The 21,798-nt window shown below is 71.3% G+C and carries 21 protein-coding genes; 14 read left to right on the forward strand and 7 right to left on the reverse strand.

What is annotated here, in order from left to right; all coding sequences use genetic code 11:
* Nucleotides 1-48 precede the first annotated feature (48 nt).
* The 6 genes from dxr to ACFV9O_RS04995 all read left to right on the forward strand — a co-directional run bounded on the left by dxr (nucleotide 49) and on the right by ACFV9O_RS04995 (nucleotide 7,286).
* Nucleotides 49-1,308 (forward strand): 1-deoxy-D-xylulose-5-phosphate reductoisomerase, encoded by a 1,260-nt coding sequence (gene dxr / locus ACFV9O_RS04970; RefSeq protein WP_385412360.1) that lies wholly within the window; start codon nucleotides 49-51, stop codon nucleotides 1,306-1,308.
* On the forward strand, nucleotides 1,305-2,606 hold the full coding sequence (locus ACFV9O_RS04975; RefSeq protein ID WP_385412363.1) for a M50 family metallopeptidase: 1,302 nt from the start codon (nucleotides 1,305-1,307) through the stop codon (nucleotides 2,604-2,606). Before dxr ends, ACFV9O_RS04975 begins: the two co-directional genes overlap by 4 nt.
* A 195-nt stretch (nucleotides 2,607-2,801) precedes the next feature.
* Nucleotides 2,802-3,956, forward strand: coding sequence for a flavodoxin-dependent (E)-4-hydroxy-3-methylbut-2-enyl-diphosphate synthase (gene ispG / locus ACFV9O_RS04980; protein ID WP_385412366.1), 1,155 nt, complete (start codon nucleotides 2,802-2,804; stop codon nucleotides 3,954-3,956).
* A gap of 145 nt (nucleotides 3,957-4,101) precedes the next feature.
* Nucleotides 4,102-4,947 (forward strand): GNAT family N-acetyltransferase, encoded by an 846-nt coding sequence (locus ACFV9O_RS04985; protein ID WP_385412369.1) that lies wholly within the window; start codon nucleotides 4,102-4,104, stop codon nucleotides 4,945-4,947.
* Nucleotides 4,948-4,976: 29 nt separating this feature from the next.
* Complete coding sequence (locus tag ACFV9O_RS04990) at nucleotides 4,977-5,519, forward strand: GNAT family N-acetyltransferase (protein ID WP_385412372.1); 543 nt, start codon at nucleotides 4,977-4,979, stop codon at nucleotides 5,517-5,519.
* 69 nt (nucleotides 5,520-5,588) lie between these two features.
* A complete protein-coding gene (locus ACFV9O_RS04995) occupies nucleotides 5,589-7,286 on the forward strand; it encodes a proline--tRNA ligase (RefSeq protein WP_385412373.1) in 1,698 nt (565 codons plus the stop codon).
* Nucleotides 7,287-7,473: 187 nt separating this feature from the next.
* Here ACFV9O_RS04995 and ACFV9O_RS05000 read toward each other — a convergent pair whose 3' ends face one another.
* Genes ACFV9O_RS05000 through ACFV9O_RS05010 form a run of 3 tightly spaced genes read right to left on the reverse strand, consistent with a single transcriptional unit; the run spans nucleotide 7,474 to nucleotide 9,358 of the window.
* Complete coding sequence (locus ACFV9O_RS05000; RefSeq protein ID WP_385412376.1) at nucleotides 7,474-8,355, reverse strand: aminoglycoside phosphotransferase family protein; 882 nt, start codon at nucleotides 8,353-8,355, stop codon at nucleotides 7,474-7,476.
* A 17-nt stretch (nucleotides 8,356-8,372) separates the two neighbouring features.
* The gene (locus tag ACFV9O_RS05005) at nucleotides 8,373-8,798 is read right to left on the reverse strand and encodes a ferritin-like domain-containing protein (RefSeq protein WP_385412379.1); all 426 of its coding nucleotides are present in this window, start codon (nucleotides 8,796-8,798) and stop codon (nucleotides 8,373-8,375) included.
* Nucleotides 8,795-9,358 (reverse strand): hypothetical protein, encoded by a 564-nt coding sequence (locus ACFV9O_RS05010; RefSeq protein ID WP_385412382.1) that lies wholly within the window; start codon nucleotides 9,356-9,358, stop codon nucleotides 8,795-8,797. The genes ACFV9O_RS05005 and ACFV9O_RS05010 overlap by 4 nt, the downstream gene beginning before the upstream one ends.
* Before the next feature lie 167 nt (nucleotides 9,359-9,525).
* Between ACFV9O_RS05010 and rimP the strand changes: the two genes are divergently transcribed.
* From rimP to ACFV9O_RS05050, 8 genes are all read left to right on the forward strand, one after another.
* The gene (gene rimP / locus ACFV9O_RS05015) at nucleotides 9,526-10,023 is read left to right on the forward strand and encodes a ribosome maturation factor RimP (RefSeq protein WP_385412384.1); all 498 of its coding nucleotides are present in this window, start codon (nucleotides 9,526-9,528) and stop codon (nucleotides 10,021-10,023) included.
* 2 nt (nucleotides 10,024-10,025) lie between these two features.
* On the forward strand, nucleotides 10,026-11,051 hold the full coding sequence (gene nusA / locus ACFV9O_RS05020) for a transcription termination factor NusA (RefSeq protein ID WP_385412387.1): 1,026 nt from the start codon (nucleotides 10,026-10,028) through the stop codon (nucleotides 11,049-11,051).
* 171 nt (nucleotides 11,052-11,222) lie between these two features.
* Nucleotides 11,223-11,501, forward strand: coding sequence for a YlxR family protein (locus tag ACFV9O_RS05025; RefSeq protein ID WP_385412511.1), 279 nt, complete (start codon nucleotides 11,223-11,225; stop codon nucleotides 11,499-11,501).
* A gap of 148 nt (nucleotides 11,502-11,649) precedes the next feature.
* Nucleotides 11,650-14,706: a translation initiation factor IF-2 gene (infB, locus tag ACFV9O_RS05030; RefSeq protein ID WP_385412389.1), complete on the forward strand. Its 3,057-nt coding sequence runs from the start codon at nucleotides 11,650-11,652 to the stop codon at nucleotides 14,704-14,706.
* Nucleotides 14,707-14,869: 163 nt separating this feature from the next.
* Entirely contained in the window at nucleotides 14,870-15,163 is a 294-nt protein-coding gene (locus ACFV9O_RS05035) for a DUF503 domain-containing protein (RefSeq protein WP_385412391.1), read from the forward strand.
* A 25-nt stretch (nucleotides 15,164-15,188) separates the two neighbouring features.
* Complete coding sequence (gene rbfA / locus ACFV9O_RS05040) at nucleotides 15,189-15,629, forward strand: 30S ribosome-binding factor RbfA (protein WP_385412394.1); 441 nt, start codon at nucleotides 15,189-15,191, stop codon at nucleotides 15,627-15,629.
* Nucleotides 15,626-16,549: a tRNA pseudouridine(55) synthase TruB gene (truB, locus tag ACFV9O_RS05045; RefSeq protein WP_385412397.1), complete on the forward strand. Its 924-nt coding sequence runs from the start codon at nucleotides 15,626-15,628 to the stop codon at nucleotides 16,547-16,549. The genes rbfA and truB overlap by 4 nt, the downstream gene beginning before the upstream one ends.
* 320 nt (nucleotides 16,550-16,869) lie before the next feature.
* Complete coding sequence (locus ACFV9O_RS05050; RefSeq protein ID WP_385412400.1) at nucleotides 16,870-17,820, forward strand: bifunctional riboflavin kinase/FAD synthetase; 951 nt, start codon at nucleotides 16,870-16,872, stop codon at nucleotides 17,818-17,820.
* 45 nt (nucleotides 17,821-17,865) lie between these two features.
* Here ACFV9O_RS05050 and ACFV9O_RS05055 read toward each other — a convergent pair whose 3' ends face one another.
* From ACFV9O_RS05055 to ACFV9O_RS05070, 4 genes are read right to left on the reverse strand one after another with little or no spacing between them, the layout of a single operon-like run.
* A complete protein-coding gene (locus tag ACFV9O_RS05055; RefSeq protein WP_385412401.1) occupies nucleotides 17,866-18,843 on the reverse strand; it encodes an oligopeptide/dipeptide ABC transporter ATP-binding protein in 978 nt (325 codons plus the stop codon).
* Between the two features lie 32 nt (nucleotides 18,844-18,875).
* The gene (locus ACFV9O_RS05060) at nucleotides 18,876-19,847 is read right to left on the reverse strand and encodes an ABC transporter ATP-binding protein (RefSeq protein ID WP_385412404.1); all 972 of its coding nucleotides are present in this window, start codon (nucleotides 19,845-19,847) and stop codon (nucleotides 18,876-18,878) included.
* Nucleotides 19,844-20,731, reverse strand: a complete 888-nt coding sequence (locus ACFV9O_RS05065) for an ABC transporter permease (protein ID WP_385412406.1) — start codon at nucleotides 20,729-20,731, stop codon at nucleotides 19,844-19,846. The genes ACFV9O_RS05060 and ACFV9O_RS05065 overlap by 4 nt, the downstream gene beginning before the upstream one ends.
* On the reverse strand, nucleotides 20,728-21,795 hold the full coding sequence (locus ACFV9O_RS05070) for an ABC transporter permease (protein WP_385412409.1): 1,068 nt from the start codon (nucleotides 21,793-21,795) through the stop codon (nucleotides 20,728-20,730). Before ACFV9O_RS05070 ends, ACFV9O_RS05065 begins: the two co-directional genes overlap by 4 nt.
* Between the last annotated feature and the right edge of the window lie 3 nt (nucleotides 21,796-21,798).

The following is a 21,798-nucleotide window of genomic DNA, read 5'->3' on the forward strand; positions in this document are numbered from 1 at the left end:
CGGGGACGCCCTGTCCGGGCCCGCAGCGGATGCGGCCACAATGGGGGCATGAGCGACAGCCCATCCCCCCTCGCCGACCCGCACATCGCCTTCGATCCGGCCGAAGGCCGCCGGGACATCGTCGTCCTCGGCTCCACCGGGTCCATCGGTACGCAGGCCATCGACCTGGTCCTGCGCAACCCCGACCGCTTCCGCGTCACCGCGCTCTCCGCCGCGGGCGGCAGGGTCGAGCTGCTCGCCGAGCAGGCGCACACACTCCGGGTGCGCACGGTCGCCGTCGCGCGCGAGGACGCCGTACCCGCGCTCCGCGAGGCCCTGCGCGCGCGGTACGGGACGGGCGAGCCGCTCCCCGGGATCCTTGCCGGACCCGACGCGGCGGCCGAGCTCGCCGCATCCGACTGCCACACCGTGCTCAACGGCATCACCGGCTCCATCGGCCTCGCGCCCACCCTCGCCGCCCTCGAGGCGGGCCGCACCCTCGCCCTCGCCAACAAGGAGTCGCTGATCGTCGGCGGCCCCCTGGTCAAGGCGCTGGCGAAGCCCGGCCAGATCATCCCCGTGGACTCCGAGCACGCCGCGCTCTTCCAGGCCCTGGCCGCGGGCACCCGCGCCGATGTCCGCAAGCTCGTCGTCACCGCGTCCGGTGGCCCCTTCCGCGGCCGTACGAGGGCCGAGCTCGCCGACGTCACTCCCGAGGACGCCCTCGCGCACCCCACCTGGGCCATGGGCCCGGTGATCACGGTCAACAGCGCGACGCTCGTCAACAAGGGCCTGGAGGTCATCGAGGCACACCTCCTCTACGACATCCCGTTCGACCGCATCGAGGTCGTCGTCCACCCCCAGTCGTACGTCCACTCGATGGTGGAGTTCACGGACGGCTCGACCCTCGCCCAGGCCACCCCGCCCGACATGCGCGGCCCGATCGCCATCGGCATCGGCTGGCCCCAGCGGGTGCCCGACGCGGCGCCCGCGTTCGACTGGTCGAAGGCCTCCACCTGGGAGTTCTTCCCCCTCGACAACGAGGCCTTCCCGTCCGTGGGACTCGCCCGGCATGTGGGGGAACTGGGCGGGACGGCCCCGGCGGTGTTCAATGCCGCGAACGAGGAGTGCGTCGACGCGTTTCTCGCGGGACGGCTGCCGTTCAACGGAATCATGGATACGGTCACGGCAGTCGTCGGTGAGCACCAGGGCGTACGGGGAACCTCTCTGACGGTCCCGGACGTCCTGGAAGCGGAGACCTGGGCGCGCGCTCGCGCCCGGGAACTGGCGGCACAGACAGCGATGGCGACAGCGGAGGCTCGCGCATGACGATTCTGTTGACGGTCCTCGGCATAGTGCTCTTCGCCGTGGGACTGCTCTTCTCCATCGCCTGGCACGAGCTCGGCCATCTCTCCACGGCCAAGCTCTTCGGCATCCGCGTGCCCCAGTACATGGTCGGTTTCGGCCCCACGATCTGGTCGCGGCACAAGGGCGAGACGGAGTACGGGATCAAGGCGATCCCGGCCGGCGGCTACATCCGCATGATCGGGATGTTCCCGCCGGGCGAGGACGGCCGCATCGAGGCCCGCTCCACCTCGCCCTGGCGCGGAATGATCGAGGACGCCCGCTCGGCGGCCTTCGAGGAGCTGAAGCCCGGCGACGAGACCCGGCTCTTCTACACGCGCAAGCCCTGGAAGCGCGTCATCGTGATGTTCGCGGGCCCGTTCATGAACCTGGTGCTCGCCGTCGCGATCTTCCTCGGCGTGTTGATGACGTTCGGCACGCCGGTGCAGACCACCGAGGTGGCCGGTGTCCAGAAGTGCGTCATCGAGCAGAGCGAGAAGCGGGAGAAGTGCGCGAAGGGCGACCCGGTGGGTCCCGCGCACGCCGCGGGTCTCCAGGCGGGCGACCGGATCGTCGCCTTCAACGGGGTGCCGGTCAAGGACTGGGCCGACCTGTCCGACCGGATCCGCGCCACCATCGGCCCGGCCACCGTGACGGTCGAGCGCGGCGGCGAGGAGAAGGTCCTCCACGCCACGCTGGCCGAGAACGAGGTGGTCGAGAAGGACGCCGACGGGGAGATCGTGCCCGAGGGCTTCGTCAAGGCCGGCTACTTCGGCTTCGCCGCCAAGACCGAGATCGTGCCGCAGACCTTCGGCCAGTCCGTGGACCGCATGGGCGACATGATCGAGAAGGGCGCCGAGTCGATCGTCTCGATCCCCGCCAAGGTGCCCGATCTGTGGGACGCGGCCTTCGGTGACGGCGAGCGCAAGGACGACTCCCCGGTCGGCGTCGTCGGCGCGGCTCGCATCAGCGGTGAGGTGCTCAACCTGGACGCCCCCACCGAGAACATCATCGCGACGTTCCTGATGCTGCTCGCGGGCTTCAACCTCTCCCTGTTCCTGTTCAACATGCTGCCGCTGCTGCCGCTCGACGGCGGGCACATCGCGGGAGCGCTGTGGGAGTCCGTACGGCGCCATGTCGCCAGGGTGTTCCGGCGGCCCGACCCGGGACCGTTCGACGTCGCGAAGCTGATGCCGGTCGCCTATGTGGTGGCGGGGATCTTCATCTGCTTCACGCTGCTCGTGCTGGTCGCGGACATCGTCAACCCGGTGAAAATCTCTTAGTGCTGTGTTTTCCGGGGGACAACCCCCGGACCCCCGGTGCTGTCCGGAGTGGCCGGCCATGGTTGATGCCGGCCACTCACTCTTTGGGAGCCACGGCGGGCGCGGTGTGCTCAGGCCGAGTCGCGTGGCGTAATCTCAAAGCCTGGAGCCCGCCGACATCGGGACCTCGATCCACACCTTGGGGTTGCACAGCAGATGACCGCGATTTCTCTCGGTATCCCGTCCGTTCCGACCAAGCTCGCCGACCGCCGTGTCAGCCGCAAGATCCAGGTCGGCTCGGTCGCCGTCGGCGGAGACGCTCCCGTGTCCGTGCAGTCGATGACGACGACGCGGACCTCCGACATCGGGGCGACGCTGCAGCAGATCGCCGAGCTGACGGCGTCCGGCTGCCAGATCGTCCGTGTCGCCTGTCCCACCCAGGACGACGCCGACGCGCTCGCCACGATCGCGAGGAAGTCGCAGATCCCGGTGATCGCGGACATCCACTTCCAGCCGAAGTACGTGTTCGCCGCCATCGACGCGGGCTGCGCGGCCGTCCGGGTCAACCCGGGCAACATCAAGCAGTTCGACGACAAGGTCAAGGAGATCGCGCGGGCCGCCAAGGACGCGGGCACCCCGATCCGCATCGGCGTCAACGCGGGCTCCCTCGACGCGCGACTGCTGAAGAAGTACGGCAAGGCCACCCCCGAGGCGCTCGTCGAGTCCGCGCTGTGGGAGGCGTCGCTCTTCGAGGAGCACGACTTCCGCGACATCAAGATCTCGGTCAAGCACAACGACCCGGTCGTCATGGTCAACGCCTACCGCCAGCTGGCCGCCCAGTGCGACTACCCGCTGCACCTCGGCGTCACCGAGGCCGGCCCGGCGTTCCAGGGAACGATCAAGTCCGCCGTCGCCTTCGGCGCGCTGCTGAGCGAGGGCATCGGCGACACCATCCGCGTCTCGCTGTCCGCGCCGCCGGCCGAGGAGGTCAAGGTCGGCATCCAGATCCTGGAGTCGCTGAACCTCCGCCAGCGCCGTCTGGAAATCGTCTCCTGCCCCTCCTGCGGCCGCGCCCAGGTCGACGTCTACAAGCTCGCGGACCAGGTCACCGCGGGCCTGGAGGGCATGGAGGTCCCGCTGCGCGTCGCCGTCATGGGCTGCGTCGTCAACGGTCCGGGCGAGGCCCGTGAGGCCGACCTCGGCGTCGCCTCCGGCAACGGCAAGGGCCAGATCTTCGTGAAGGGCGAGGTCATCAAGACCGTTCCCGAGTCGAAGATCGTCGAGACGCTCATCGAAGAGGCCATGAAGATCGCCGAGCAGATGGAGAAGGACGGAATCGCCTCGGGCGAGCCCGAGGTCTCCGTCAGCTGACCCACCGCGTTTCCGGAAGGGACCGGCCCCCACCAGGGGTCCGGTCCCTTTCGCACATGCGGTGCCGCACAGAATCTCCGGGTACAGTGCGGAAGTCAGCAGCCCAGGCCCCGACCGGTGCCGAAGGAGTGTTGGAGCGGCCCCCTTGTTGATGCAGACGACCACCCGGGTCCTCGACCCCGGAGACCTCGGCGCCGCGCTCGCCGTACTGGAGAGCGAGCCCGTCGCCAATGCCTTCGTCACGTCCCGCGTCCAGGTCGCCGGGCTCGATCCCTGGCGCCTCGGCGGCGAGATGTGGGGCTGGTACGAGAACGGCAGGCTCCGCTCGCTCTGCTACTCCGGCGCCAACCTCGTGCCCATCTGCGCCACTCCGGAGGCCGTACGGGCCTTCGCCGACCGCGCCCGCAGGGCCGGCCGGCGCTGCTCCTCCATCGTCGGCCCCGCCGAGTCCGCCGGTCTGCTGTGGCGGCTCCTCGAACCCAGCTGGGGACCGGCCCGCGAGGTCCGCGCCCACCAGCCCCTCATGGTCACCGAGTCGATGCCGGACGACACCACCCCCGACCCGTTCGTCCGCCGCATCCGCAAGGACGAGATGGAGGTGATCATGCCCGCGTGCGTGGCCATGTTCACCGAGGAAGTCGGCGTCTCCCCGCTCGCCGGCGACGGCGGACTGCTCTACCAGGCCCGCGTCGCCGAGCTCGTCGGCGCCGGCCGCGCCTTCGCCCGCATCGACGACGGCAAGGTCGTTTTCAAGGCCGAGATCGGCGCCGCGACTCCGCAGGCCTGCCAGATCCAGGGCGTCTGGGTCGATCCCGAGTTCCGCGGCCGCGGGCTCTCCGAGACGGGCATGGCCGCGGTCCTGCGCTACGCGCTCGCCGACGTGGCGCCCGTCGTCAGTCTGTACGTCAACGACTACAACACCGCCGCTCGTGCGGCGTACCGCCGCGTCGGGTTCCGCGAGGTGGGCGCCTTCATGAGCGTGCTGTTCTGACCAGTTCAGGGCCAAGTAGGGTGCCCGGCATGGAACACGATGTCGTCGTCGGACCCGTCAACCTCGCGGCGCGCGTGGACGACGCGCTCGCCGTGCAGGCCCTCGCCTTCGGACTCAGCGACGACGAGATCGCGATCCGCCGCCATATCGTGCTCCGCCATCTGCTCTACCCCGGCGCCTGTGCCCTCGGTGCGACGAACCCCGAGGGCCGGCTCGTCGGCTTCGTGTACGGCATGCCCAACGACCGCACCCACTGGTGGTCCACCGTCGTCGAGCCGTACCTCCGCAGGGGCGGCCACGACCAGTGGCTCGACGACTCCTTCGTCATCACCGAGCTGCACGTCCACCCCGCCTACCAGGGCCGGGGCATCGGCCGCACCCTGATCACCACCATCACGGACGGCGCCGCCCAGCCCCGCTCGATCCTCTCCGCGATCGACGTCGAGAGCCCGGCCCGCGGCCTCTACCGCGCCCTCGGCTACCGGGACCTGGCCCGCCAGGTGCTCTTCCCGAGCGCACCGAAGCCGTACGCCGTGATGGGGGCCCCGTTGCCGCTGCGGCGCGGGAACTGATTTCCGCCCTCCGGGACCACCCGGCTAACCTCCTGCACATCACCCTTTCTTGTACGCAGGAGATAACCCATGGCAGCCCAGGTCCAGCGCATGTCCCGTCTGATGGTCAAGACATTGCGCGACGACCCGGCGGACGCGGAGACGCTCAGCCACAAGCTCCTGGTCCGCGCGGGTTACGTACGCCGCAACGCCGCCGGAATCTGGAGCTGGCTGCCGCTGGGCATGCGCGTCCTGGAGAACGTCGCGCGTGTGGTGCGCGAGGAGATGGACGCCATCGGCGCCCAGGAGGTACTGCTGCCCGCGCTGCTGCCGAAGGAGCCGTACGAGGCGACCGGGCGCTGGAACGAGTACGGCGCCGAGCTCTTCCGGCTCCAGGACCGCAAGGGCGCGGACTACCTCCTCGGCCCCACCCACGAGGAGATCTTCACCCAGCTGGTGAAGGACCAGTGCACGTCCTACAAGGACCTGCCGGTGATCCTGTACCAGATCCAGACGAAGTACCGCGACGAGGCGCGTCCGCGCTCGGGCATCCTGCGCGGGCGTGAGTTCCAGATGAAGGACTCGTACTCCTTCGACACCTCGGACGAGGGCCTGGCGGAGTCGTACCGGCTGCACCGCGAGGCGTACATCAAGATCTTCGACCGGCTGGGTCTCAGGCACCGCATCGTCTCCGCCGTCTCCGGGGCGATGGGCGGCTCGGCGTCCGAGGAGTTCCTCGCGCCGGCGCCCGCGGGCGAGGACACCTTCGTGTACTGCCCGTCCTGCGACTACGCGGCGAACACGGAGGCGGTGACCTTCAAGGCCGCCCCCGCCGACGGCTCCGCGCACGGGCCGGTCGAGGAGCTGGACACCCCCGACACCCCGACCATCGAGACGCTCGCCGAGCACCTGGGTGTACCGGCCTCCGCCACGCTGAAGAACCTGCTGGTGAAGGTCGACGGCGAGATCGTCGCGGTCGGCGTCCCGGGTGACCGCGAGGTCGACCTCGGCAAGCTCACCGACCACCTCGCGCCGGCCGTGGTCGAGCTGGTCACCGCCGAGGACTTCGAGGGCCGCCCGGACCTGGTCCGCGGCTACGTCGGTCCGCAGGGCCTGGAGAAGGTCCGCTACATCGCCGACCCGCGCATCGCGCCGGGCACGGCGTGGATCACCGGTGCGAACAAGCCGGACACGCACGCGAAGAACGTCGTCTGCGGCCGTGACTTCGAGGTCGACGACTACCTCGACGTCGTCGTGGTCGAGGACGGCGACCCGTGCCCGTCCTGCGGCACCGGGCTGAAGCTGGACCGCGCGATCGAGATCGGCCACATCTTCCAGCTGGGCCGCAAGTACGCGGACGCCTTCCAGCTCGACGTGCTCGGCCAGAACGGCAAGCCCGTCCGGGTGACCATGGGCTCGTACGGCATCGGCGTCTCGCGCGCGGTCGCGGCGCTGGCCGAGCAGCACGCGGACGAGCAGGGCCTGTGCTGGCCGCGCGAGATCGCCCCGGCGGACGTGCACGTCGTCGCCGCGGGCAAGGCGCTCCAGACCGAGCTGGCGCTCGATGTCGCCGAGAAGCTGGGTGCCGCCGGCGCGCGGGTGCTGGTGGACGACCGTGCGGGTGTCTCGCCGGGCGTGAAGTTCACCGACGCGGAGCTCATCGGCGTCCCGAAGATCCTCGTCGCCGGCCGCCGCTCGGCCGAGGGCGTCGTCGAGCTCAAGGACCGCCGCACGGGTGAGCGCGAGGAGCTCCCGGTGGCGGAGGCCATCGCCCGCGTCCTGGCCTGACCCCGGCGGGGGCCCCGTGCCGGGTACGCCGATCCGGTGCGGGGCGCCTCCGGCGGTCCGGGGTGCCGTGTGCCCGGTGCCGTCCGTCCCTGGTTCGTGGGCAGTCGTTCCGCATGGGCTCCCCCCAGGACGGAGTCCCGGGGGGAGGAACGGGTGGGCACAATGCCACCCACCGGGCCGCGGGGCCTCACAGCCAGGACGCGAACTCCAGCGTCAGCTCCGCCTCTTGGGCGCGGCCCGAGGCCATTGCCCGCGTCCCCGACTCCACCGCGCGGAAGAGCGTCCAGCCGCGCAGCCGCTCCGGATCCACGTCCAGTGAGTCCGCGAGGCGGTTCACGCGGCGCCGGGCCGCCGATGGGCCCGAGGCCGAGGCGATGAGGTCCTCGACGCGGTCGCGGACCAGCCGGGCCAGGTCGTACGCGCGTTCGCCGACGACCGGCTCCGGCCCGACTGCCAGCCACGGCGTGCGGTTGCCTCCGAGGACCTTGCTCTGGCGGAAGTCGCCGTGGAGCAGGAGGTCTTCGGGGGCCTCGGAGGAGCGGGCGATCAGCTCCTCCCGCGCCGCCACCGCCGCGGCCACCAGCGCGGACGGCACGACATCGACGAACTCCGACAGCGCGGCGGCCTGCCGGCCCGTACGCTCGGCCACCGATTCGAAGGCGTGGCTCTCCGGCGGCGCTACCCACAGCCGCCGCACCGTCCCCGCCGCCTCCAGCAGCGCCTTGGACTCCGGCAACGACCGCACCGACACCTCCGGATGCAGCCGCTCCAGCACCAGCGCCCCCTCGGACGCGTCCAGCACGCGCACCGCACCGAAGCCGTTCCAGTGCGCCAGCGCGGCCCGCTCCGCCTCGCCCCCGGCGGACGGCGGGACGAGCTTCAGCGCCGCCGGTGTGCCGTCCGCGCGCCGTACGAGGACGACCAGGCTGCTCCGCCCGCCGGGCACCGCCACCCTCTCGACGTCCAGACCGTGCCGGGCGACAGCCTCCTCCAGGAGCTTGGGCAGCTGTCCGAGCCAGTCACTGTCGCCGAGCGCCCGCACCAGACGCTGGGGCGGTTCGAAACCCATACGTGCGTTGTTCCCTTTCACTGCAATGTCGCTCGCTCGGCGAGCCCCGGAAAGGCTACGCCGCTGCCGCGCCACCGCACGGCCCGTACCGCCGCCTCGCGCAGCGCACCCGCGGCCTCCCGCCGCAGCGGGCCGTCGGCGGCCCGTACGAGATCGGAGTAGACGCCCGCGACCCGGTCCTCCAGCACCGCCGCGAGCCGCACCGCCGCGGCCGCGTCCGGCAGCGGGAACGGCAGCGCATAAGCGGCGCCCGCCACCACGGGCACCCCACCCAGGTCACGCACCGTCCGCTCCAGCGCGTCGCGCCGGGCCCGGTGCGCCGCGTACGCCTCCGTCGCCTCGGCCCGGCGGGCGTCGCCCACCCGGCCGCCGACGACCCCGTACCCGTACACGGCGGCGTGCTCCGCCGAGAGTGCGGCCTGCGCCGCGTCCAGGGTGCTCACGAGCGGGCCCCTTTCGTCAGCAGGTACGTGTGTACGGCACCGGCCGCGGCGACCGAGGCCAGCAGCCGGGCGTACTCGGGCGGCGCATGGACGAGGGCGATGGTGTGCGCGTCGGCGGTGCTCCGTTCGGCTGCGGCGAGTTCCCGTACGGCCGCATCGGCATCGGCCGGCACGGGCGGTGCCGCGGTCGTTGCGGACGCGGACGGGCTCGGTGCGGCGCTTGCCGCGGCAGGCGCACCCGCAGCGGCCGACGCCGATGCGCCGGCCCCCGGCTCCACCGGCGCCAGCGCCTCCACGTGCCGGGCCACCGCGTCCCGCAGCGGCGTCAACCGCGCCACCAGCCCCGGATGGGCGATCAGGACCGCGTCGTACCGCGCGAGCAGCGCACGGCTCGCCGTCGTACTGCGCCGCCGCAGCGCCGTCTCCGCCGAGACGGGTCCCGGCGCCCTGCCCTGCCGCTCGGCCGGCGCCTCCGACGAGCAGCCGGCGCCCATCGTGCTCGCCGCCACCGCACCCGTCGCCATGAGCGCCCGTCTGCGCGTCGTCCCGGTGCGCTCCACGCGTCTCTCCTCGGGCCCGGTACCTGTGTGCTTCGGTGTGATCACCGCAGGCGAGCGTACCTGCGGGTCAGCCCTGGGTGGACGGCAACACCCCCCGGGACCGGATACCCTTTGTGCTGACACGCGACGAAACCCACAACAGCACACGCGGCCGAGGAGTCACCCGGATGAGCACCACCCAGAGCGAGAGGCTGCGCGGACTGCTCGAACCGCTCGTCAGCGCCGCGGATCTGGATCTGGAAGAGATCGAGCTGTCCCGGGCCGGCCGCCGCCGTGTGCTGCGCGTCGTCGTGGATTCCGAGGAGGGCGTCGATCTGGACGCCTGCGCCGAGCTGAGCCGTGTCATCTCCGACGAGCTCGACGAGACCGACGCCATGGGTGAGGGCGAGTACCAGCTCGAGGTGACCTCCCCCGGCGCGGAGCGCCCGCTCAAGGAGCACCGCCACTACGTACGCGCGAAGGGCCGCCTTGCCCGGTTCCAGCTGCACGAGGGCGGAGAGCTGGTCGCGCGGATCCTCGACCTGGACGACGACGGTCTCGACCTGGAGGTGCCGGGCGTGAAGGGCCGCAAGCCCACCGCCCGCCGGATCGCCTTCGAGGAGATCGCCAAGGCACGCGTGGAGATCGAATTCAGCCGTAAGGACAAGAAGGAAGAGGAGGCGTAGCCGTGGACATCGACGTGAAGCTCCTGAGGGGCTTGGCACAGGAGAAGGAGATTGCCTTCGACCTGCTGGTCGACGCGATCGAGTCGGCCCTCCTCATCGCGTACCACCGCACCCCGGACAGCCGCCGCCACGCACGGGTCGAGCTCAACCGGCAGACGGGGCACGTGACGGTGTGGGCGAAGGAGGACCCCTCCGAGCTCGAGGAGGGCCAGGAGCCCCGCGAGTTCGACGACACCCCGCACGACTTCGGCCGCATCGCCGCGTCGACGGCCCGCCAGGTCATCCAGCAGCGGCTGCGGGACGCCGAGAACGACGTGACCTTCGGTGAGTACGCCCGCCGTGAGGGCGATGTCGTCGCCGGCCAGGTCCAGCAGGGCAAGGACCCCAAGAACGTCCTGGTGAGGCTGGACGACAAGCTGGAGGCCATCCTGCCGGTGCAGGAGCAGGTGCCCGGCGAGGAGTACACGCACGGCCTGCGTCTTCGGACGTACGTCGTCCGGGTGGCCAAGGGCGTGCGCGGCCCGTCCGTCACCCTGTCGAGGACGCATCCCAATCTGGTGAAGAAGCTCTTCGCCCTGGAGGTCCCGGAGATCGCCGACGGCTCGGTCGAGATCGCGGCCATCGCCCGCGAGGCCGGCCACCGGACGAAGATCGCCGTGCGGTCGACGCGCAGCGGGCTCAACGCCAAGGGCGCGTGCATCGGCCCGATGGGCGGACGTGTGCGCAATGTCATGGCCGAGCTGCACGGCGAGAAGATCGACATCGTCGACTGGTCGGACGACCCGGCCGAGATGGTCGCCCACGCGCTCTCTCCGGCCCGGGTCTCCAAGGTCGAGATCGTGGATCTCGGGGCCCGTTCCGCCCGGGTGACGGTGCCCGACTACCAGCTGTCGCTGGCGATCGGCAAGGAAGGGCAGAACGCCCGCCTGGCCGCCCGGCTCACCGGCTGGCGCATCGACATCCGCCCGGACACGGAGCAGGCCGCACCTGCCGAGCAGGCCTCGCAGCAGGCCCGTGAGCAGGGCTGACGCGGGCCCCGGCTGTGTCCTCCCGGGGACGGCCCCCGGACCCGGGCACCGCAGGAATAGATCACGGGGCGTACCCGTTCGTACACGGGTCATCGCCACGAGTTTCGAGCCATCAACTGTTCGATTTTTGCCCCAAAGGGGTGAGGTCGGTACGGGGAGGTAGACTTGAGTGTGTCTGGCCGGACGCAAGCCGGAGCATGCCCTGAGCGAACCTGCGTGGGATGCCGGGAGCGAGCGGCCAAGAGCGAACTGCTGCGCATCGTGGCGGTCGAGGGTGCATGTGTCCCCGATCATCGCGGTACGCTGCCCGGCCGGGGTGCGTATGTGCACCCCGCCTCGGTCTGTCTCGACTTGGCGGTCCGCCGCCGGGCGTTCCCGAGGGCCTTCAGGGTCCAGGGGCCGCTCGATGTTGCGGATGTTCGCCGGTATGTCGAGCAGGCAGCACCGTAAGAAGAAGTACGGCACGGAGCACCGTGCGGTCAGGTACCTCGCGAGTTGGAAGTAGGTCGAGATTGCGATGAGCACTCGATGAGTACGCGATGAGTACGCCCATGAAGTAGCGACGGTCCGGCGGTAACCCGGACCTAAAAGGAGCGAAGTGGCTAAGGTCCGGGTATACGAACTCGCCAAGGAGTTCGGTGTGGAGAGCAAGGTCGTCATGGCCAAGCTCCAAGAACTCGGTGAATTCGTCCGTTCGGCGTCCTCGACGATCGAGGCGCCGGTTGTACGCAAATTGACTGATGCTTTCCAGCAGGGCAGCGGCTCCGGCCGTGCCGCAGGAAAGCCCGCGGCGCCGCGCAAGGCGACGCCCGCGAAGCCCGCCGCGCCCTCCCCGGCGCAGGCGGCGCGTCCCGCTGCCCCCAAGCCCGGTGCCCCGGCTCCCAAGCCGGCCGTTGCCGAGGCTTCCAAGACTGTTTCCGCGGCCCCGACCCCCGGCCCGCGGCCGACTCCGGGCCCCAAGCCCCCGGCCGCCCCGAAGCCGGCCCCGGCCGCTCCGGCCGCGCCCGAGTTCACCGCGCCTCCGTCGGCTCCGGCCGCCGGTCCCCGGCCCGGTGCCACTCCCGGCCCGCGTCCGGCCGCCCGCCCCGGTCAGGGCGAGCGCGGCTCCGGCCGCCCCGGTGCCCCGCGCCCCGGTGGCGAGCGTCAGGCCCCGCGTCCGGGCGGTGCCCGTCCCGCGGGTCCGCGTCCGGGCAACAACCCGTTCACCTCTGGTGGCTCCACCGGCATGGCGCGCCCGCAGGCGCCCCGTCCGGGCGGTGCCCCGCGTCCCGGTGGCCCCGGTGCCCCGGGTGGTCCGCGTCCGCAGGGCGCCGGTCAGGGCGGTCCCCGTCCGCAGGCCGGTACCGGTGGGCCCCGTCCGACTCCGGGCGGCATGCCGCGTCCGCAGGCGCCCCGCCCCGGCGGTGGCCCGGCCGGTAACCGTCCGAACCCGGGCATGATGCCGCAGCGTCCCGCTGCCGGCCCGCGTCCCGGCGGTGGCCCCGGTAGCGGTGGCGGTGGCCGCGGTCCCGGTGGCGCCGGTCGTCCCGGTGGTGCCGGTCGTCCCGGCGGCGGCTTCGCGGGTCGTCCCGCGGGTCCCGGCGGCGGCGGTCGTCCCGGTGGTGGCGGCGGCTTCGCCGGCCGTCCCGGTGGCGGTGGCCCCGGTGGCGGTGGCGGTGGCGGCTTCGGTGGCGGCGGTGGCCGTCCCGGCTTCGGCGGACGTCCGGGTGGTCCCGGCGGCCGTGGTGGCACGCAGGGTGCGTTCGGCCGTCCCGGCGGTCCGGCGCGTCGTGGTCGCAAGTCGAAGCGGCAGCGGCGCCAGGAGTACGAGGCCATGCAGGCCCCGTCGGTCGGCGGTGTGATGCTGCCTCGCGGCAACGGCGAGACCATTCGCCTGTCGCGCGGTGCCTCCCTCACCGACTTCGCGGAGAAGATCAACGCCAACCCGGCGTCGCTCGTCGCCGTGATGATGAACCTCGGCGAGATGGTCACGGCCACGCAGTCCGTCTCCGACGCGACGCTGCAGCTCCTCGGCGACGAGATGAACTACACGGTTCAGATCGTCAGCCCGGAGGAGGAGGACCGCGAGCTGCTCGAGTCCTTCGACATCGAGTTCGGCGAGGACGAGGGCGGCGAGGAGCTCCTGGTCGCGCGTCCGCCGGTGGTGACCGTCATGGGTCACGTCGACCACGGTAAGACCCGACTGCTGGACGCGATCCGCAAGACGAACGTCGTCGCGGGCGAGGCCGGCGGTATCACGCAGCACATCGGTGCGTACCAGGTCTCCACCGAGGTCAACGACGAAGAGCGTCGCATCACCTTCATCGACACCCCGGGTCACGAGGCGTTCACCGCCATGCGTGCCCGTGGTGCCAAGTCCACCGACATCGCGATCCTGGTGGTCGCGGCCAACGACGGTGTCATGCCGCAGACGGTCGAGGCGCTCAACCACGCCAAGGCCGCGGATGTCCCGATCGTCGTCGCGGTCAACAAGATCGACGTCGAGGGCGCGGACCCGACGAAGGTGCGCGGTCAGCTGACCGAGTACGGCCTGGTGGCCGAGGAGTACGGCGGCGACACCATGTTCGTCGACATCTCCGCCAAGCAGGGTCTGAACATCGAGAGCCTGCTGGAGGCCGTGGTCCTGACGGCGGACGCCGCCCTGGACCTCCGTGCCAACCCGGAGCAGGACGCGCAGGGCATCGCGATCGAGTCCCACCTCGACCGCGGCCGCGGTGCCGTCTCGACCGTCCTGGTCCAGCGAGGCACCCTCCGCATCGGTGACACGATGGTCGTCGGCGACGCGTACGGACGAGTCCGCGCGATGCTCGACGACAAGGGCAACAACGTCGAGGAGGCGACTCCGTCGACTCCCGTCCTGGTCCTGGGTCTCACCAACGTCCCGGGCGCCGGCGACAACTTCCTGGTCGTCGACGAGGACCGTACGGCCCGTCAGATCGCCGAGAAGCGTGCCGCCCGTGAGCGCAACGCCGCGTTCGCCAAGCGCACCCGCCGGGTGTCCCTCGAGGACCTCGACAAGGTGCTCAAGGCGGGCGAGGTCCAGCAGCTCAACCTCATCATCAAGGGCGACGCGTCCGGTTCGGTCGAGGCTCTCGAGTCCTCGCTGCTCCAGCTCGACGTCGGCGAAGAGGTCGACATCCGGGTGCTGCACCGCGGTGTCGGTGCGGTCACCGAGTCGGACATCGACCTGGCGACCGGCTCCGACGCCATCGTGATCGGCTTCAACGTGCGCGCCGCCGGGCGTGCCACGCAGATGGCCGAGCGCGAGGGTGTGGACGTCCGCTACTACTCGGTCATCTACCAGGCGATCGAGGAGATCGAGGCGGCCCTCAAGGGCATGCTCAAGCCGGAGTACGAAGAGGTCGAGCTCGGTACGGCGGAGATCCGCGAGGTCTTCCGCTCGTCCAAGCTGGGCAACATCGCGGGTGTCATCATCCGCTCCGGCGAGGTCAGGCGGAACACCAAGGCGCGCCTCATCCGCGACGGCAAGGTCATCGCGGAGAACCTCAACATCGAGGGTCTGCGTCGCTTCAAGGACGACGTCACCGAGATCCGCGAAGGCTTCGAGGGTGGTATCAACCTCGGAAACTTCAACGACATCAAGATCGACGACGTCATCGCGACGTACGAGATGCGCGAGAAGCCGCGCGGCTGACGCACATCTCCGGGGGCGGAGCCCCCTGACGATCGGAGTCGGGGCCGGTCGACGGGACGTAATCCCGTCGATCGGCCCCGGCCGTGCGTGTACGGTTCTTGTGTCCCTGCCAAGAGCGGGCAGGGCATAACCAACCCCGTACCGGCGGGACATCCGGGCATACATGTATGTGGGGACGCTGTCCTTCGATCTGCTCCTCGGCGACGTTCACTCGCTGAAGGAAAAACGCTCCGTAGTCCGCCCGATCGTGGCCGAGCTCCAGCGCAAGTACGCGGTGGCGGTGGCCGAAGTGGGCGGGCAGAACCTCCACCGCAGGGCCGAGATCGGCCTCGCGGCGGTGTCCGGGGATCCGGGACACCTCACAGACGTACTGGACCGGTGCGAGCGACTCGTCGCCGGCCGGCCCGAAGTGGAGCTGCTGTCGGTTCGACGGCGGCTGCACGGGGACGAAGACTAAGAAGAGCGAAAGAGGAGAAGGACCGGTGGCCGACAACGCGCGGGCCCGCAAGCTGGCCGATCGCATCCAGGTCGTGGTCGCGGAGACCCTGGACCGGCGAATCAAGGATCCGCGGCTGGGCTTCGTCACGATCACGGATGCCCGGGTCACCGGCGACCTGCGGGAGGCCACGGTCTTCTACACGGTCTACGGGGACGACGAGGAGCGTGCCGCGTCCGCCGCGGCGCTGGAGTCCGCCAAGGGCATCCTCCGCTCCGAGGTCGGACGGCAGACCGGGGTCCGCTTCACGCCGACCCTGAGCTTCGTCCCGGACGCCCTGCCCGACACCGCGCGCACGATCGACGATCTGCTCGACAAGGCGCGTGCCAAGGACGCGGAGGTCCGTGAGGCCTCCACGGGCAAGACGTACGCCGGGGACGCCGACCCGTACCGCAAGCCGGAGGACGAGGACGCAGCCTCCGAATGACTCAGCACAACAACGAGCGAGCGCACAAGGAGCGTACGCCGGACGGACTTGTCATCGTCGACAAGCCGTCCGGCTTCACTTCGCACGACGTCGTCGCCAAGATGCGCGGCATCGCCAGGACCCGCCGCGTCGGCCACGCCGGCACCCTCGACCCGATGGCCACGGGCGTCCTGGTCCTCGGCGTCGAGAAGGCCACCAAGCTCCTCGGCCATCTCGCGCTGACCGAGAAGGAGTACCTCGGTACGATCCGGCTCGGCCAGAACACGATCACGGACGACGCCGAGGGCGAGATCACCTCGTCCACCGACGCCTCAGGGGTCGGGCGTGACGCCATCTACGCCGGCGTCGCCGAGCTGACCGGCGAGATCATGCAGGTCCCGTCCAAGGTCAGCGCCATCAAGATCGACGGCAAGCGGTCGTACGCGCGCGTGCGCGGGGGCGAGGACTTCGAAATCCCGGCCCGGCCGGTGACCGTGTCGTCCTTCCAGGTCTACGACATCCGCGAGGCCGTCGCCGCCGACGGCACCCCCGTCGTCGACCTCGTCGTCTCCGTCGTCTGCTCCTCGGGCACGTACATCCGCGCCCTCGCCCGTGACCTGGGCGCCGGGCTCGGCGTCGGCGGACATCTGACCGCGCTGCGCCGCACCCGCGTGGGCCCGTACAAGCTCGATGTGGCGAAGACGCTGGACCAGCTCCAGGAGGAGCTGACGGTCATGCCGATCGGGGAGGCCGCCGCGGCGGCGTTCCCGCGCTGGGACGTCGACGAGAAGCGGGCCCGGCTGCTCGTGAACGGTGTACGGCTGGACATGCCGGCGTACGGGACCGACGCGCCGGTGGCGGTCTTCGGGCCGGAGAACAGCCTTCTGGCCCTCGTCGAAGAGCACAGGGGCAAGGCCAAGAGCCTCGCGGTCTTCGCCTGACGCGCAGCTGCTCGAGGGCTCTGTGGCCCCCACCGTGGAGCGGGCACGGCCGCTGCCCGCTCCACGATCCCCCTCGCAAGGGATCTGTCCGCCACGCGCCATGGATTCACCCCCAGGGGCGGGCGCTCGGAGTGAACGGAGGGTGCACTGGGGGGCGCTCCGGCGGCGTTCTGCCGCGGCTGAGCACCGCAGATCCGCGCAGCCAGGTGCCGATGCCGACCGACGGCGGCGGGCATGGCAGTCTTAGACCTGCGTAATTCGTAATCACGTACACAGGTTCGGTTCGGTTTCGGACCGGCTTCGGGCGAGGAGCGGTCACAGTGCAGCGCTGGCGTGGCTTGGAGGACATTCCCCAGGACTGGGGGCGCAGCGTCGTCACCATCGGTTCCTACGACGGTGTGCACCGGGGCCACCAGCTGATCATCGGGCGGGCCGTGGAGCGCGCGCGTGAGCTCGCCGTGCCGTCGGTCGTCGTCACCTTCGACCCGCACCCGAGCGAGGTCGTCCGCCCCGGCAGCCATCCGCCGCTGCTCGCCCCGCACCACCGGCGTGCCGAGCTGATCGCGGAGCTCGGCGTGGACGCGGTGCTGATCCTCCCCTTCACGTCGGAGTTCTCCAAGCTCTCGCCGGCGGACTTCATCGTGAAGGTCCTCGTCGACAAGCTGCATGCCCGCGGGGTGATCGAGGGCCCGAACTTCCGCTTCGGCCACAAGGCGGCGGGGAACGTCGACTTCCTGGCCGAGATGGGGCGTACGTACGACTACGAGGTCGAGGTCGTCGACCTGTACGTGCGCGGCGAAGCGGGCGGCGGCGAGCCCTTCTCGTCGACGCTGACCCGGCGCCTCGTCGCCGAGGGCGACGTCGAGGGCGCCGCCGAGATCCTCGGCCGCCCCCACCGCGTCGAGGGCGTCGTCGTCCGCGGCGCCCAGCGCGGCCGCGAGCTCGGCTACCCGACGGCGAACGTCGAGACCCTCCCGCACACCGCGATCCCCGCGGACGGCGTCTACGCGGGCTGGCTCACCGCCGACGGCGAGCGCATGCCGGCCGCCATCTCCGTCGGCACGAACCCGCAGTTCGACGGCACGGAGCGCACGGTCGAGGCGTACGCGATCGACCGCGTCGGGCTCGACCTGTACGGCCTGCACGTGGCCGTCGACTTCCTCGCGTACGTGCGCGGCATGGCGAAGTTCGACTCCATCGAGGCCCTGCTGGAGGCCATCGCGGACGACGTGAAGCGTGCCCGCGAACTGACCGCCGAGCACGACGCGTAGCGCACGCCACCCACCGGGCCGCGGACGGGCCCGGCACGTGGCGGCTCAGCGCCCCTCGGCCCAGTGGCAGGCCACCGCGCTGAGGCCGGACCCGGGAAGGACCTGGGGGTCCTCCGTTCGGCACCGGGAGGCGACGCCCGCCGTGTCCGCGTCGCCCGAGGCGAGGACCTGGCAGCGGGCGTGGAAGCGGCAGCCGGACGGGATGCGGGAGGGGTCCGGGGGCTCTCCGGTGAGGACCACCGGCGGTTCGGTGGACTCGGGGAGCACCGAGAGCAGCGCCTGCGTGTACGGGTGCTGCGGGTTCGTCAGGACCGACTCGACCGTGCCGGTCTCCACGATCCGGCCCAGGTACATCACGGCGACCCGGTCCGCGATGTTCCACGCCAGACCCAGGTCGTGGGTCACCACCAGCGCGGAGAGGCCCAGCTCGTCCCGCAGCCGCAGCAGCAGGGCCAGGATCTCGCCCCGTACGGACGCGTCGAGCGAGGCCACCGGCTCGTCGGCGACGATCAGTTCCGGCTGGAGGACCAGGGCGCCCGCGATGACGACGCGCTGGCGCTGGCCGCCGGACAGCTCGTGCGGATAGCGCAGGAAGAAGCGCTCGGGCGGCCGGAGACCGGCCCGGGAGAGCGCCTCGGCGACGGCCGCCCGCTCGTCCCCGTCGTACCCGTGGATCCGCAGGCCCTCCGCCACCGCGTCGTACACGGTGTGCCGCGGGTTGAGCGAACCGCTCGGGTCCTGCAGCACCAGCTGGACGCGTCTGCGGTACGCCTTCAGCGCCGGCGACCCGTACGACAGCGGCGCACCGCCGAACGTCACCCTGCCCGCCGTCGGCTCGACCAGCCCGAGCAGCGTCCGCGCGAGCGACGTCTTGCCGCAGCCGGACTCGCCGACGAGCGCGACGATCTCCCCGGCGCCGATGTCCAGGTCGACCCCGTCGACGGCGCGTGCGGCCGGCGCGCCCCGCCGCCCGGGGAAGGTGACGCGCAGCCCCGCGGCCGACAGGAGGGGGGCCGTCGCCATGGTGGACTCCTCGATGCTCGTCCCGCTCGCACTCACGCTTCCACCGCCGCCCCGACGTGCACGCACGCCGCTCGTCGTCCCGTCCCCGCCTCGCGCAGCTCCTGGTCGTCCTCCGCGCACACCTCGAGCGCCACCGGGCACCGGGGGTGGAACGCGCAGCCGCCCGGCAGCGCCGCCGGGTCCGGCGGGTCTCCTGCCAGCCCCCGGGGGGCCCGCCGCGACGCCGGGTCGCCGATACGCGGGAACGCGGCCGACAGGGCCCGCCCGTACGGATGCTCCGCCGCGTCGTACACCTCCCGCGCCGGACCCTCCTCCACGACCCGTCCCGCGTACATCACCGCGAGCCGGTCGCAGGTGTCCGCGAGCACCGCCAGATCGTGACTGATCATCAGCAGGCTGATGTCCTCCGAGGCGACCAGCTGCTCGATGAGCCGCAGGATCTGCGCCTGGATCATCACATCGAGCGCGGTCGTCGGCTCGTCGGCGACGATCAGCCGCGGGCCGCAGGCGAGCGCCATGGCGATCATCACGCGCTGCCGCTGCCCTCCGGACAGCTCGTGCGGATAGGCCTCGGCGCGCGCGGCGGGCAGCCCGACCTGCTCCAGCAGGTCACCCACGCGCCTGCGCGCCGCGCCCGGTGTCGCCTGCCGGTGCACGAGCAGGGGCTCGGCGATCTGGTCGCCGATCCGCTGCACGGCGTTGAGCGAGTGCATGGCGCCCTGGAACACGATCGACGCGCCCGCCCACCGCATGGCCCGCAGCCGGCCCCACTTCATCGCCAGGACGTCCTCGCCGTCCAGCAGGATCTCCCCGGTCAGCCGGGCCGATGCGGGCAGCAGCCGCAGGAGCGCCAGCGCCAGCGTGGACTTCCCGCACCCCGACTCCCCGGCGAGGCCCAGCTTCTGCCCCGCCCCGACGGTCAGGTCGACGCCTCGTACGGCGGGCACGGCGGCCGCCCCCGTGCCGTACGTGACCCTCAGGTCCTTGATCTCGAGGAGGCTCAACGGCCCACTCCAAGCTTCGGGTTGAGCACGGATTCGACGGCCCGCCCGCACAACGTGAAGGCGAGCGCGACGAGCGCGACCGCGATTCCGGGCGGGGCCAGGTACCACCAGTGGCCCGAGGACACGGCCCCGGCCTCCCGCGCGTCCTGGAGCATGCCGCCCCACGACACGACCGTGGGATCGCCGAGCCCGAGGAACGCGAGCGTCGCCTCGGTCAGGATCGCGGTGGAGATGCCGAGCGTCGTCTGCGCGAGCACCAGAGGCATCACGTTCGGCAGCACATGGCGGGCCATGACGTGTCCGTGTCCGCCGCCGAGCGCCTTCGCGCGCTCGATGTACGGGCGGGACTCGACCGCGATCGTCTGTGCCCGGACCAGCCGTGCCGTCGTCGGCCAGGACGTGACGCCGATCGCCAGGATCACCGTCCACACACTGCGGGACATCACCGTCGCCAGGACGATCGCCAGCACCAGCGTCGGCATCACCAGGAACCAGTCGGTGATGCGCATGACGACCGTCGAGAACCAGCCGCCGTAGTGCCCGGCGAGGATGCCGACCACCGTGCCGATCGCCACCGACAGGGCCGCGGCGAGCAGTCCCACGGTCAGCGAGATCCGCGCACCCCAGATCAGCAGCCCGAACAGTGAGCGCCCGAACTGGTCGGTCCCGAGCGGGAATTCGGAGCTCGGTGGCTCCAGTGCCGTACCGGGCGCGTCGGTGACGCTCTGGACGTCGCTGCCCACGAGCAGCGGCGAGGCGAGCGCGATCAGGGTGAGGAGTGCGAGTCCGGCGAGCCCGGCGAGGCCCGCACGGTGCGTACGGTACTGGCGCCAGAAGCGGGCCACCGAACCACGGCGTCGCTCCCAGACGAGTGCGCTTGTCATCGGCCCACCCTCGGGTCGAGCAGGGGATACAGCAGGTCGGCGAGCAGGTTCATCAGGATCATCGCCCCCGCGAACACGACGAACAGACCCTGGACCAGCGGCAGGTCGGGCACGCTCAGCGCCTGGTAGAACAGCCCGCCGAGCCCCGGCCAGGAGAACACCGTCTCCACGAGGATCGAACCTGCCGCCACATGCCCCAGGTTGATGAACACCATGGTCACGGTCGGCAGCAGCGCATTGGGCACGGCGTGCCGGCGGCGTACGTCGTCGTCCCGCAGCCCCTTCGCCCGCGCCGTCGTCAGATAGTCGCTGCCCATCTCGTCGAGCAGCGAGGAGCGCATCACCAGCAGCGTCTGGGCGTACCCCACCGCCACCAGGGTCAGCACCGGCAGCACCATGTGATGCGCCACGTCGAGGACGTAGGCGAAACCGGTCTCGCTGCCGGATTCCATACCGCCGGTCGGGAACATCCCCGGCACCGGGCCGAGGCCCACCGAGAAGACGATGATCAGCAGCAGGCCGAGCCAGAACGACGGCACCGACCACAGGGTCAGCGCCACGCCCGTGTTGAGCTTGTCGCCGAGCCCGCCGTGCCGCCAGGCGGAGCGCGTGCCCAGCCACAGCCCGAGCGCCGAGTAGATCACCACGGCGACACCGGTGAGCAGCAGCGTCGCGGGGACCTTCTGCGTGATGAGCTCACCGACGGGGGCGTGGAACTGGTACGACGTCCCGAGGTCGCCGCTCAGCGCACCAGCACAGTAGTCCGTGAACTGCTGCCACAGCGGCAGATCGAGACCGAACTGGCGGCGCAGTGTGGCCAGTTGTTCGGCGCTGGTCGGCATGCCATGGGTCATGGCCTTGACCGGGTCGCCGGGGATGATCCTGAAGAGGAAGAAGCTGGTGACGAGGACGGCGAAGAGCGAGACGGCCGCGCCGCCCAGCTTTCCCGCCACATACCTCAGATAGGCGAGCCTGGTGCCGCCGCGCGCGGCGCGGGCCTCGGGGGATCCGGGGACCCGCGCCACGGCGGTCGTGGTGGTGGTCGTGCTTGCGGTGCTGCTCATCGA

The sequence above is a fragment of the Streptomyces sp. NPDC059909 genome (assembly GCF_042730885.1).
Classification (GTDB): domain Bacteria; phylum Actinomycetota; class Actinomycetes; order Streptomycetales; family Streptomycetaceae; genus Streptomyces.

Coding starts and splice junctions, on each gene's coding strand:
- ACFV9O_RS05065 (WP_385412406.1), bottom strand. CDS start 20,731: ATGACAAGCGCACTCGTCTGGGAGCGACGCCGTGGTTCGGTGGCCCGC.
- ispG (WP_385412366.1), top strand. CDS start 2,802: ATGACCGCGATTTCTCTCGGTATCCCGTCCGTTCCGACCAAGCTCGCC.
- ACFV9O_RS05055 (WP_385412401.1), bottom strand. CDS start 18,843: ATGGCGACGGCCCCCCTCCTGTCGGCCGCGGGGCTGCGCGTCACCTTC.
- rimP (WP_385412384.1), top strand. CDS start 9,526: ATGAGCACCACCCAGAGCGAGAGGCTGCGCGGACTGCTCGAACCGCTC.
- ACFV9O_RS04990 (WP_385412372.1), top strand. CDS start 4,977: ATGGAACACGATGTCGTCGTCGGACCCGTCAACCTCGCGGCGCGCGTG.
- dxr (WP_385412360.1), top strand. CDS start 49: ATGAGCGACAGCCCATCCCCCCTCGCCGACCCGCACATCGCCTTCGAT.
- ACFV9O_RS05000 (WP_385412376.1), bottom strand. CDS start 8,355: ATGGGTTTCGAACCGCCCCAGCGTCTGGTGCGGGCGCTCGGCGACAGT.
- truB (WP_385412397.1), top strand. CDS start 15,626: ATGACTCAGCACAACAACGAGCGAGCGCACAAGGAGCGTACGCCGGAC.
- ACFV9O_RS05070 (WP_385412409.1), bottom strand. CDS start 21,795: ATGAGCAGCACCGCAAGCACGACCACCACCACGACCGCCGTGGCGCGG.
- ACFV9O_RS04995 (WP_385412373.1), top strand. CDS start 5,589: ATGGCAGCCCAGGTCCAGCGCATGTCCCGTCTGATGGTCAAGACATTG.
- ACFV9O_RS05035 (WP_385412391.1), top strand. CDS start 14,870: ATGTATGTGGGGACGCTGTCCTTCGATCTGCTCCTCGGCGACGTTCAC.
- ACFV9O_RS04975 (WP_385412363.1), top strand. CDS start 1,305: ATGACGATTCTGTTGACGGTCCTCGGCATAGTGCTCTTCGCCGTGGGA.